The 12,165-nt window shown below is 45.9% G+C and carries 9 protein-coding genes; 7 read left to right on the top strand and 2 right to left on the bottom strand.

Translation table 11 applies throughout. The features are described 5' to 3' along the window. From GPK58_RS00595 to GPK58_RS00580, 4 genes are all read left to right on the top strand, one after another. Nucleotides 1–1,374, top strand: coding sequence for a V-type ATP synthase subunit B (locus GPK58_RS00595; protein WP_015526254.1), 1,374 nt, complete (start codon nt 1–3; stop codon nt 1,372–1,374). Between the two features lie 14 nt (nt 1,375–1,388). Next, entirely contained in the window at nt 1,389–2,063 is a 675-nt protein-coding gene (locus GPK58_RS00590) for a V-type ATP synthase subunit D (protein WP_173760993.1), read from the top strand. A 354-nt stretch (nt 2,064–2,417) separates the two neighbouring features. Continuing rightward, nucleotides 2,418–2,972 (top strand): phosphatase PAP2 family protein, encoded by a 555-nt coding sequence (locus tag GPK58_RS00585; RefSeq protein WP_173760991.1) that lies wholly within the window; start codon nt 2,418–2,420, stop codon nt 2,970–2,972. Between the two features lie 156 nt (nt 2,973–3,128). Next, complete coding sequence (locus tag GPK58_RS00580) at nt 3,129–4,319, top strand: pyridoxal phosphate-dependent aminotransferase (protein WP_215638040.1); 1,191 nt, start codon at nt 3,129–3,131, stop codon at nt 4,317–4,319. Between the two features lie 155 nt (nt 4,320–4,474). Here GPK58_RS00580 and adhE read toward each other — a convergent pair whose 3' ends face one another. Together adhE and typA are read right to left on the bottom strand one after the other, a co-directional pair. Then, nucleotides 4,475–7,111: a bifunctional acetaldehyde-CoA/alcohol dehydrogenase gene (adhE, locus tag GPK58_RS00575; RefSeq protein ID WP_022427337.1), complete on the bottom strand. Its 2,637-nt coding sequence runs from the start codon at nt 7,109–7,111 to the stop codon at nt 4,475–4,477. Nucleotides 7,112–7,900: 789 nt separating this feature from the next. After that, a complete protein-coding gene (gene typA, locus GPK58_RS00570) occupies nt 7,901–9,733 on the bottom strand; it encodes a translational GTPase TypA (RefSeq protein ID WP_059086972.1) in 1,833 nt (610 codons plus the stop codon). A gap of 200 nt (nt 9,734–9,933) precedes the next feature. Here typA and GPK58_RS00565 point away from each other — a divergent pair, with 200 nt between their 5' ends. The 3 genes from GPK58_RS00565 to dapA all read left to right on the top strand — a co-directional run bounded on the left by GPK58_RS00565 (nt 9,934) and on the right by dapA (nt 12,130). After that, nucleotides 9,934–10,560, top strand: a complete 627-nt coding sequence (locus GPK58_RS00565; RefSeq protein ID WP_015526248.1) for a single-stranded DNA-binding protein — start codon at nt 9,934–9,936, stop codon at nt 10,558–10,560. A gap of 131 nt (nt 10,561–10,691) precedes the next feature. Beyond that, nucleotides 10,692–11,198 carry a cob(I)yrinic acid a,c-diamide adenosyltransferase gene (locus GPK58_RS00560; RefSeq protein WP_015526247.1) on the top strand — a complete coding sequence of 169 codons (507 nt, stop codon included), beginning with the start codon at nt 10,692–10,694 and terminating at the stop codon, nt 11,196–11,198. 35 nt (nt 11,199–11,233) lie between these two features. Next, nucleotides 11,234–12,130 carry a 4-hydroxy-tetrahydrodipicolinate synthase gene (gene dapA / locus GPK58_RS00555; protein ID WP_015526246.1) on the top strand — a complete coding sequence of 299 codons (897 nt, stop codon included), beginning with the start codon at nt 11,234–11,236 and terminating at the stop codon, nt 12,128–12,130. Nucleotides 12,131–12,165: the final 35 nt, after the last annotated feature.

The raw sequence follows: 12,165 nt of genomic DNA, 5'->3' as shown, positions 1-12,165 counted from the left end.
ATGCCAAAAGAATATAGGACCATACAGGAAGTTGCCGGCCCTTTGATGCTGGTACGGGGCGTTGAAGATGTAGCATTTGACGAGCTTGGTGAGATCGAGCTTGCCGATGGCGAAACAAGAAGATGCCGTGTTCTGGAGATCGACGGAAGCAATGCTCTGGTGCAGCTGTTTGAGAGCTCTACAGGTATCAATCTTTCCAACAGCAAGGTACGTTTCCTGGGACGGAGCATGGAGCTTGGTGTATCCGGCGATATGCTGGGTCGTGTTTTTGACGGACTGGGACGTCCCATTGATGACGGCCCGGAGATCCTTCCGGAGGAAAGAAGAGATATCAACGGACTTCCCATGAATCCGGCGGCCAGAAGCTATCCGGAGGAGTTTATCCAGACGGGTGTATCTGCGATTGACGGCCTGAACACCCTGGTACGCGGACAGAAGCTTCCAATCTTCTCCGCATCCGGTCTTCCCCATGCACAGCTTGCGGCACAGATCGCAAGACAGGCGAAGGTTCGCGGAAAAGATGAGCAGTTTGCCGTTGTATTTGCAGCCATGGGTATCACTTTCGAGGAGTCAAACTTCTTTGTAGAGAGCTTTAAGGAAACCGGAGCTATAGATCGTACTGTTCTGTTTGTGAACCTGGCAAATGACCCGGCTGTTGAGCGTATTGCTACTCCGCGAATGGCACTGACAGCAGCAGAATATCTTGCCTTCGAAAAAGACATGCACGTTCTTGTAATCCTTACAGATATCACAAACTATGCGGATGCTCTCCGCGAGGTTTCCGCAGCACGTAAAGAGGTTCCGGGACGTCGTGGATATCCCGGATATATGTACACAGATCTTGCTTCTCTTTATGAGCGTGCAGGCCGTCAGAAAGGAAAATCAGGAAGTATCACCATGGTTCCGATCCTGACTATGCCTGAGGATGATAAGACCCATCCGATCCCGGACCTTACCGGTTACATCACAGAGGGACAGATCATCCTGAGCCGTGAGCTTTACCGTAAAGGAATCACACCGCCCATCGATGTTCTTCCGTCTCTGTCACGACTGAAGGATAAGGGTATCGGTGAAGGCAAGACAAGAGCAGACCATGCCAACACCATGAACCAGCTGTTTGCCGCATATGCCCGTGGTAAAGAGGCCAAAGAGCTGATGACTATTCTTGGTGAGGCAGCTCTCTCCGACATTGACCTGATCTATGCAAAATTTGCGGATGCTTTCGAGAAGGAATATGTTTCCCAGGGCTATCAGGCTAACCGTGATATTGAGGAAACACTGGCCATCGGCTGGAAGCTGCTTTCCATTCTTCCGAGAAGCGAGCTGAAACGTATCGATGACAAATTCCTTGATCAGTATTACGGAAAAGTATAAAGGGGGGATGATTTGTGGCATCAACACAGGTGAATCCTACCCGTATGGAGCTTACGAAGCAGAAAAAGAAGCTGGTGACTGCAGTACGTGGCCATAAGCTTCTGAAGGATAAGCGGGACGAGCTGATGAGACAGTTCCTGGATCTGGTACGGGAGAATATGGAGCTGCGAAAAAAAGTAGAAGCTGGTATCCGAAGCGCCAACACCAATTTTGTCATTGCAAAAGCAGGAATGTCGGAGGAGACGCTGAATACGGCACTGATGGCTCCCAAGCAGGAAGTTTATCTGGAAACCGGAAAAAAGAATGTCATGAGTGTGGATATTCCTGCTTTTGAATACAAAACAAGAACACCGGATGCCAACGATATTTATTCCTATGGCTTTGCTTTTACATCCAGTGATCTGGACGGAGCGGTAAAATCCCTGGCAGACATCCTGCCGGATATGCTTCGTCTGGCAGAAGTGGAAAAGGCCTGTCAGCTTATGGCTTCCGAGATCGAAAAAACAAGGCGTCGTGTAAATGCCCTGGAGCATGTCATCATACCGGAAGCACAGGCAAACATCAAATACATCACCATGAAGCTGGATGAGAACGAGAGAAGTACCCAGATCCGACTGATGAAGGTGAAAGATATGATGCTGGAGGAGGCACATCATTATAAGGAGCGGGAGGCAGAGCGCGGAGCGTAAAGCGCAGCCATCCTGAAAGAAAAAGAAAAGTTTATATAGAAAGTTTTAAGTAACGGAAAGGAGATGTCCCTGTACTGTGTGAAATTTCGGCAGTGCAGGGGCGTTTTATTTATAAAATATTTAGCTTTTGTTATTAGAAAATCAAGAAAAATACAGTATAATAGATAATAAGTAAATCAGACAGCTGCAGATGCAGAAATATAAAAGAAAGCTGTTCTGTCTGCTGAAAAATAAAGAAATGAAAAATAAAGAAAGAGGAGAAAGCTGATCTGACCAGGTAAACTGCCGGGCAGCTGCATGGCTATGAACAGCTGGCAAAGCAGATTGCGGTAGCGTCTGATCAGTAAGAGGTATATGAATATTTTACAGTCAATACAACAGCTGGACGGAGAAATCCTTCTTCTGATCCAGCGATATTTAAGAATGGATATGCTGACACCATTTATGAAATCTGTTACATTTCTGGGAAACGGAGGATGGTTCTGGATCCTCTGTGCAGTTGTTCTTCTTGCTGTTCCAAAGACAAGAAAAACAGGCTATGCGGCAGCCTTGTCCCTGATCTTCGGGGCGATCGTTACCAACCTGCTTCTCAAAAATATAGTGGCAAGACCAAGGCCTTTTGCGGAAATCGAAGCTCTCATCCCTATGATCACCAAACCGAAGGATTTCTCTTTTCCGTCAGGTCACACCACAGCATCCTTTGCCGTTGCTCTGGTAATGCTCCGGATGCTTCCGAAGAAATTCGGAATCCCGGCAGTAGTCCTGGCAGCACTGGTGGCATTTTCCAGACTGTATCTTGGTGTCCATTATCCGACAGATGTTCTGACCGGATTCGTAATCGCGCTGGTGGGAAGCATGTTGTCAGTATGGATCGTGCGAACGAAACCGGAAGACAAACAGGTACATTAGCATTGTCCATAGGAAATATGAAGCACTTTACCTGGATAAAGTATTGACACGCTGAAGCAAGACGGGGTAAAATTGTAGACAGTACAACAGATTCTGACTATGGTAGAAATAATGATATGAAACCCTGTAAAATCGGATAAAAGGAGAGAGCACAAAATGATATCAGAAAAAATGAAACCCTACGTAAAAAATAATTCCGCCATCCGTATGATGTTTGAGGAAGGAAACCGCCTCCGTGCGAAATACGGCGCAGACAAGGTTTTTGATTTCAGTCTCGGAAATCCAAGTGTACCGGCACCGGACAGCGTCCGCGAAGCAATTATCGAGCTTGTAAACACTACGGATCCGACTATTCTTCACGGCTATATGAGCAATGCAGGTTTTGAGGATGTACGCCAGACCATCGCAGAATCCCTCAACAGACGTTTCGATACAAAATTTTCCGCAAAGAATCTGATCATGACCGTCGGCGCTGCAAGCGGACTGAATGTGATCCTGAAAACAATCCTGAATCCTGGAGAAGAGGTGATCGTTTTTGCACCCTATTTTCTGGAATACGGTGCATATGTCCGCAATTATGATGGTGTCCTTGTGGAAATCTCTCCGGATACCACAACCTTCCAGCCAAATCTCGCTGAATTTGAACAGAAGATCACACCGAAGACAAGAGCAGTTATCGTAAATACCCCGCACAATCCTACCGGAGTTGTATATTCAGAAGAAACGATCAAGAAGCTTTCCGCAATCCTGGAAGCAAAACAGAAAGAGTTCGGAAGTGTGATCTACCTGATCTCCGATGAGCCATACCGTGAGCTGGCTTATGATGGCGTGGAGGTTCCATACCTGACGAAATATTATAACAATACTGTTGTGGGCTATTCCTACAGCAAATCTCTTTCCCTTCCGGGTGAACGTATCGGATATCTGGTGATCCCTGATGAGGCAGACGGAAGCGAAGAGCTGATCTCTGCAGCAACCATTGCAAACCGTACACTTGGCTGTGTAAATGCACCGTCCCTGATCCAGAAGGTAGTTGCAAAATGTGTAGACGCCAAGACGGATCTTGCAGCTTATGATAAAAATCGGCAGGCACTTTATAATGGCCTGAAAGAATGCGGATTTGAGTGCATCAAACCACAGGGTGCCTTCTATCTCTTTGTAAAATCTCCGGTTGAAGACGAAAAAGCCTTCTGTGAAGCCGGTAAGAAATATAACATCCTTATGGTACCGGGAAGCTCCTTTGCATGCCCCGGTTATGTGAGACTTGCATATTGTGTATCCTATGAGACAATTGTGAATTCTCTTCCTGAATTTAAAAAACTTGCAGCAGAGTATGGCTTGAAATAAACGGTCATTACAAAGCAGTTGAATAAAAGATCCCCGGTACAGTCTGTTCATGCAGCCCTGTATCGGGGATCTTTTGCAAGAGGGAATAAGCAAATGAAACGTAGTCGGGAGTGAATAGACTCCCGACTGTGTTTCATTAAAAGGATGTTCCACATTTATTTGGCTTTTTTCTTTTCTTTATTTGGCATTTCTCCGTAGTAAGCTTTCAGATAGATATCTTTCAGCTCGGATACAAGCGGATATCTCGGGTTGGCACCGGTACACTGGTCATTGAAGGCCTGCTCGGACATCTCATCCAGAGTTTCCAGGAAATGTTTCTCATCTACGCCGTAATCACGGATCGTCGGCAGGATCTCGATAGTTCTCATAAGCTCATCCAGTTTAGCAAGAAGTTTTTCGAATACTTCTGCATCGTTCTTGCCTGTAAGACCTACAGAACGTCCGATCTCAGCGTAGCGTGCAAGTGTCTTCGGATACTGATACTGTGGGAAAGTACCCATCTTAGTCGGAACCTCAGCACTGTTGTAACGCATAACATCCAGAAGAACAACTGCGTTTGCGATACCGTGTGGCAGGTGGTGGAAAGCACCGAGCTTGTGAGCGAGAGAGTGGTTAACGCCGAGGAATGCATTGGCGAATGCAAGACCTGCCATGCAGGAAGCGTTAGCCATGTGATCTCTGGCCTCTACGTCATTGCCATCTTTATATGCACGCGGCAGATACTCAAATACAAGCTTGATCGCTTTCAGTGCAAGACCATCGGTGTAATCGGAAGCCATCATGGAAACATAAGCCTCAATGGCATGTGTCATAACATCGATACCGGAAGCACGGGTAAGTCCCTTCGGTGCGCTCATCATGTTATTGGTATCTACGATCGCCATATCCGGGAGAAGCTCGTAATCAGCCAGTGGCCATTTAACGCCGGTATCCTGATCTGTGATGATGGCGAAAGGAGTAACCTCGGAGCCTGTACCGGAAGAGGTCGGGATCGCTACGAAGTAAGCTTTTTTACCCATCTTCGGGAATGTATAAACTCTCTTACGGATATCCAGGAAGTCCATGGACATATCGGAGAAGTCAGCGTCCGGATTCTCATAAAGCATCCACATAACCTTGCCGGCATCCATTGCGGAACCGCCGCCAAGAGCGATGATGCAGTCTGGCTCAAAGGCTGTCATAGCCTTGGCACCGGCTTTGGCGGAAGCGAGAGACGGGTCAGGAGCTACATCAGAGAAGCATGTATGAACGATGCCCATCTGATCCAGTTTATCTTCGATCGGTTTGGTGTAGCCATTCTTGTAGAGGAAGGAGTCTGTTACGATGAAGCAGCGTTTCTTGCCCATAACAGTACCGAGCTCATCAAGAGCAACCGGCATACAGCCCTTCTTAAAGTAAACCTTTTCCGGTGTTCTCATCCAGAGCATATTCTCTCTCCTTTCAGCAACAGTCTTGGTATTGAGAAGGTGTTTGACACCAACGTTCTCGGATACGGAGTTACCGCCCCAGGAACCGCAGCCAAGAGTAAGGGATGGAGCAAGCTTGAAGTTATAAAGGTCACCGATACCACCCTGGGAAGAAGGTGTATTGATAAGGATACGGCAGGTTTTCATAGTTGCTTCGAATTTATCCATCTTCTCTGTTTCATTTACGTTGATGTAGAGGGAAGAGGTATGACCATAGCCGCCATCTGCAACGAGCTGCGCAGCCTTTGCAACAGCATCGTCAAAATTCTTGGCCTTGTACATGGCAAGTACAGGGGAAAGCTTCTCGTGTGCGAATTCTTCGCTGATATCAACGGACTCAACCTCACCGATCAGGATCTTGGTCTCAGCCGGTACAGTAACGCCTGCCATTTCAGCGATAGTAGCAGCCTTCTGTCCTACGATCTTGGCATTCAGTGCACCGTTGATAAGGATAGTCTTTCTGACTTTCTCGATCTCGTCTTTTTTAAGGAAGTAGCATCCTCTGTAAAGGAACTCTTCCTTCACTTCTTTATAAATGCTCTCCAGAACAGTTACGGACTGCTCGGAAGCACAGATCATACCATTGTCAAAGGTCTTGGAGTGGATGATGGAGTTAACTGCAAGACGGATATCTGCGCTGTCATCAATAATGGCAGGTGTATTTCCGGGTCCTACACCAACAGCCGGTTTACCGGAGGAGTAAGCTGCTTTGACCATTCCGGGACCACCGGTGGCAAGGATGATATCTGCGTTCTGCATTACCATGTTGGTAAGGTCAAGGCTTGGGATATCGATCCATCCGATGATTCCTTCCGGCGCACCTGCGGCAACAGCTGCTTCCAGAACAACTTTTGCAGCTTCAATAGTGGATTTCTTAGCACGCGGATGCGGGCTGATGATGATCGCATTACGGGTTTTCAGGGAAATAAGAGATTTATAGATTGCTGTGGAGGTCGGGTTGGTTGTAGGGATAACTGCAGCGATCAGTCCTACAGGTTCCAGGATCTTCTTGAGTCCGTATGCCTTGTCTTCTTCTACAACACCACATGTCTGAGTGTTCTTATATGCATTGTAAACATACTCTGCTGCGTAATGGTTCTTGATAACCTTGTCTTCCATGATACCCATGCCTGTTTCCTCAACAGCCATTTTGGCAAGTGGGATACGCATCTTGTCAGCAGCAGTAGCAGCTGCCTTAAAGATCTTGTCGACCTGCTCCTGTGTGTAGGTAGCAAAGATCTTCTGAGCCTCTTTCATTGCAGCCATTTTCGCGGTCAGGGCTTCTGGAGTGTCGATGATGGTAGGGATAGTTTCTTTCTTTGCCATGTGGAATCCTCCTGTTTTCATATGATAATGGTCTGTGGTCCTGCGGGCTTATCCTTTTTTCGCCGGCAGATGCTGCAGAGTTTTTGTAAGTCCCCGCGCTGCGTTTCGTTGTTGATTCAATCTGATTGAATTTTCAGTTTCGATACTAATATAGTATCAAAATTCTGAAAAAAACGCAAATTCTGAATTTTATCGCTATGTGCAAAATGACGAACAAAAAATTAGGGGAAAATACTGTAAATTTTACTTTGCAGAACGCTGAATTATTGGAAAAATCTTAAAAAAAATTTTTGAAATTCAGCACTGTGCACAAAGAGCATGTTAAAAAATTGTCAGCACTGACAAAAAACATGCACACATATGAAGGGCGGGCAAAAGATAAAACGCAACATGTGGTTAAAACATTAACGTTAAACTTTTGTCAAATGATCATGCGCACATTATAATTTAACTGATTTCAGACGTCAATAGAGAATTCGATGAATAATTAACAAAAATACGGAATAATTTTGATAAAAAAATCACAAAAATATTGTGGCAAAGTAAAGCGTGATAACATAAGAAATCAAAAAACTTGAAATTATTTAAAATTTCAGAATAATTAGGCGGAAATTATCGTGATTTTTTTCAGAAATGCAGAAAAAAAACTGCCATACAGGAAATGCTTCCCATATGGCAGTTTATATAAATATAGGTCAGGCGGATAAAAGCATCCGCATTCACTATGCGGCTTTGCGCCGAATTACTGTAAAAGGTTTCTGCTCAACAGTAAATGATAGCCAGGTTCGATCAGCTCTTGCGGAATGCGGCACGTTTTCTGTCTCTGGAGTCCAGAATACGTTTACGGATACGAAGGCTTGTCGGTGTTACCTCAAGAAGCTCATCCTGGTCGATGAATTCAATGGCCTGCTCAAGACTTAAGATCTTTGGCGGAACAAGCTTCAGTGCATCGTCAGCGGAAGAGGAACGAGTATTGGTAAGGTGCTTGGTCTTGCAGACATTCAGTTCGATATCCTCGGCCTTTCCGTTCTGTCCGATGACCATACCGCTGTACACCTTCTCGCCAGGTCCGACAAAGAGAGTACCACGCTCCTGAGCAGAGAAAAGACCGTAGGTAACAGTCTCGCCTGCCTCGAAAGCGATGAGGGAACCCTGTTTACGGTACGGGAAGTCTCCCTTGTATGGTGCGTATCCGTCAAACATGGTGTTCAGGATACCGGTACCCTTGGTGGAGGTAAGGAATTCGTTACGGAATCCGATCAGTCCACGGGAGGGGATGGAGAACTCGAGACGTACAGTTCCGTCGCTTGCTGTGCTCATACCCTGAAGCTCACCTTTACGCTCGCTGAGTTTCTGGATGATAGTACCGGAAAATTCTTCCGGAACGTCAACGTATGCGATTTCGATCGGCTCCAGTTTACGTCCACGCTCGTCTGTGTGATAGAGAACCTCCGGTTTGCTGACTGCAAACTCGTATCCCTCACGGCGCATGTTCTCAATAAGAACGGAGAGGTGAAGCTCACCACGGCCGGAAACCTTGAAGCACTCGGTTGTATCGGTGTCTTCTACACGAAGGCTGACGTCTGTGTTCAGCTCACGGTAGAGACGGTCACGAAGGTGACGGGAAGTGATGTATTTACCTTCCTGTCCTGCAAGAGGACTGTCGTTTACAAGGAAGTTCATGGAGATTGTTGGCTCGGAAATCTTCTGGAACGGAATGGACTCCGGGTTGTCTCCTGCACAGAGGGTATCTCCAATGTGGATATCCGCGATACCGGAGATTGCAACAATAGCTCCGATGGTAGCACTTTTAACTTCAACTTTGTTCAGTCCGTCAAATTCGTAGAGTTTGCTGATCTTTACGCGCTCGTGTTTGTCAGGGTCATGATGGTTCAGAAGCATCAGCTCCTGGTTCACGGAAATGGTTCCGCGCTCAACCTTACCGACACCGATACGGCCTACATACTCATTGTAGTCAATGGTGCTGATAAGAACCTGTGTATCTCCGTCCGGATCTCCCTCCGGAGCAGGGATCGCATCAAGGATAGTCTCAAAAAGAGGAGCCATATTCTCAGGCTTATCATCGAGGTTACGAACTGCATAGCCGGCCTTTGCGGAGGCATACAGGAACGGGCAGTCCAGCTGTTCGTCAGATGCGTCCAGATCCATGAGAAGCTCCAGAACCTCGTCGACAACCTCCTCCGGACGTGCTTCCGGACGGTCGATCTTATTGATGCAGACAATAACATGCAGGTTCAGTTCGAGAGCTTTACGAAGTACAAATTTAGTCTGAGGCATGGCACCCTCGAAGGCGTCCACAAGAAGAATAACGCCGTCTACCATCTTCAGCACACGCTCTACCTCGCCGCCGAAGTCCGCATGACCTGGAGTATCGATGATATTGATTTTTACATCCTTATAATGAACTGCGGTGTTTTTGGAGAGAATCGTAATGCCGCGCTCACGCTCAATATCGTTGGAGTCCATGACACGTTCCTGGACTTCCTGGTTCTCACGGAAAACACCGCTCTGTTTCAAAAGCTCGTCAACAAGTGTTGTTTTACCGTGATCGACATGGGCGATAATGGCCACGTTACGAACATCTTCACGCTTGGTCTTCATATAATCCAAATCCTTTCTTTCCATATATAAGTAATTTTTTTGTTAAAAATGATGTCCAAATTTATAGTCTATCACATTTTTGTGAGATTACAAGACATAAAAAAATATTTTTGGTTTTTCATTTTTCAGGCATATTATACCGCAAATACACATAGATTGATATAGACGAAATACACGAAGAGGAAGGAGAGCTACTTATTATGGCAGATAAAATTATTGAAAACAATCAGGTATCCGTTATGGGACGGATCGCTACGGGGTTTACTTTCAGCCATCAGGTCTTTGGAGAAGGATTTTACATGATGGATATCCTGGTAAAACGTCTCAGCGATTCGGAGGACAGGATCCCGGTGATGGTGTCTGAGCGGCTGATCGATATCACACAGGATTATGTGGGAGAATATATCGAGATCCACGGACAGTTCCGATCCTATAACCGTCATGAAGAAAAGAGAAACCGGCTTGTGCTTTCAGTCTTTGCCCGGGAAGTGAAGTTTGTGGGGGAGGAAGAAGAAACTGTGCCGGTCAATCAGATCTTTCTGGACGGATATATCTGTAAACCGCCTGTATACAGAAAAACACCGTTGGGAAGAGAGATCGCAGATCTTCTGATGGCAGTCAATCGACCTTACGGAAAATCCGATTACATACCATGTATATGCTGGGGAAGAAATGCCAGATATGCTTCTGCTTTTGAAGTAGGCGGGCATGTACTGATCTGGGGCAGGATCCAGAGCAGGGAGTACATGAAACGGATTAGTGAAAACGAAACAGAAAAAAGGATTGCCTATGAAGTTTCGGTGAGTAAATTGGAATATGTTGAGTAACATTGGATATATTTTGGAATAGTGGTGAGAACATTAAGGTAACACTTGCATTTCCAGCCAATCTGCGGTAATATTAAAAAAATCAGAAAAATGGGGAATTACCGGTTTCACTAACAGTAAGAGGAAAAATCATGGAAAGAGAAATAACAGAGGTTTATTGCGGGAACGGGAAAGGAAAGACAACTCTGGCTGTAGGCCGGGGGCTGCGCTTTGCTACACAGGGAAAAAGTGTGATCATCATACAGTTCCTCAAGGGCAGGGAACGCAGAGAACTGGATTTCCTTGAGGAACTGGATAATTTTGATTTCAAGATTTTCCGTTTCGAAAAAATGGACACCTGCTATAATGACCTAAGTGAGCAGGAAAAGGCAGAAGAGAGAACTAATATTCTCAATGGCCTTAATTTCGCACGGAAGGTAATTGCTACCAGAGAGTGTGATTTTCTGCTGCTGGATGAGATCCTCGGGCTTATGGATAAAGGAATCGCTCCAGTTGAGACGATCATCGATATGCTTAAGCAGAAGGATGAAAGTATGCATATAATTATGACCGGACGCTGGCTTCCGGATGCTTTGAAGCCCTATGTGGATAGTATTACCACGATAACAACAGAGCTGACTGACCAGGAACGGGAATAAGCAATATTTCACAGAAGAAAGAAGGAGGAAGACAAATGGCAATTTTTAAAGGAACAGGCGTTGCAATCGTAACACCTATGCATGAAGACGGTAAAGTGAATTTTGAGAAACTTGAGGAGATCCTTGAGGATCAGATCGCGAACAGCACAGACGCCATCGTTATCTGTGGAACAACAGGAGAATCTTCTACTCTGACACACGGAGAGCATCTTCAGACAATTAAGTTCACAATTGATAAAGTTAACAAACGTGTGCCTGTTATCGCAGGAACAGGTTCCAATTGTACAGAGACAGCGATCATGATGTCCAAGGAAGCAGCTTCCTATGGCGCAGACGCTCTTCTTATTGTAACACCTTACTATAACAAGGCTACACAGAAGGGTCTTATCGCTCACTACACAGCAATTGCCAATGCAGTTCCGGAAACTCCGCTCATCATGTACAACGTACCGAGCCGTACAGGCTGCAACATCCAGCCGGCTACAGCAGCTTACCTTGCAAAGAATGTAAAGAACATTGTCGGAATCAAGGAAGCAACAGGAGATCTTTCCCAGATCGCCAAGATGATGTCTCTGGCAGACGGACAGCTTGAGCTTTACTCCGGAAATGATGATCAGGTACTTCCGATTCTTTCTCTTGGCGGACTTGGAGTTATTTCCGTGCTTTCCAACGTTGCACCGAAGTTTACACATGACATGGTCATGAAATATTTCGACGGCGACACCAAGGGAGCAACAGAGGATCAGCTGAAAGCTCTTCCGCTGATCAATGCGCTGTTCAGCGAAGTAAACCCGATTCCTGTTAAGACAGCTATGAACCTTATGGGAATGAACGTAGGGCCGCTTCGTATGCCGCTCTGCGAGATGGAAGAGGACACAAAGGCAGCTCTTGCAAAAGAGATCGAGAAATTCGGCCTTAAGCTTGCTAAATGATCTGACTGTAAGCGAAAGGTAAAGGAGAATATACT

The organism is Blautia sp. MCC270 (genome assembly GCF_018785605.1).
In the GTDB taxonomy this organism is placed as follows: Bacteria; Bacillota; Clostridia; order Lachnospirales; family Lachnospiraceae; genus Blautia_A; species Blautia_A fusiformis.
Note: the sequence above shows the minus strand (reverse complement) of the source record. Positions and strands in the feature narration are given on the sequence as shown.

Excerpts from the sequence above, each read along its gene's own strand:
- GPK58_RS00595 (WP_015526254.1), top strand. The coding sequence starts at position 1 with ATGCCAAAAGAATATAGGACCATACAGGAAGTTGCCGGCCCTTTGATG.
- GPK58_RS00585 (WP_173760991.1), top strand. The coding sequence starts at position 2,418 with ATGAATATTTTACAGTCAATACAACAGCTGGACGGAGAAATCCTTCTT.
- GPK58_RS00580 (WP_215638040.1), top strand. The coding sequence starts at position 3,129 with ATGATATCAGAAAAAATGAAACCCTACGTAAAAAATAATTCCGCCATC.
- adhE (WP_022427337.1), bottom strand. The coding sequence starts at position 7,111 with ATGGCAAAGAAAGAAACTATCCCTACCATCATCGACACTCCAGAAGCC.
- typA (WP_059086972.1), bottom strand. The coding sequence starts at position 9,733 with ATGAAGACCAAGCGTGAAGATGTTCGTAACGTGGCCATTATCGCCCAT.
- GPK58_RS00565 (WP_015526248.1), top strand. The coding sequence starts at position 9,934 with ATGGCAGATAAAATTATTGAAAACAATCAGGTATCCGTTATGGGACGG.
- GPK58_RS00560 (WP_015526247.1), top strand. The coding sequence starts at position 10,692 with ATGGAAAGAGAAATAACAGAGGTTTATTGCGGGAACGGGAAAGGAAAG.
- dapA (WP_015526246.1), top strand. The coding sequence starts at position 11,234 with ATGGCAATTTTTAAAGGAACAGGCGTTGCAATCGTAACACCTATGCAT.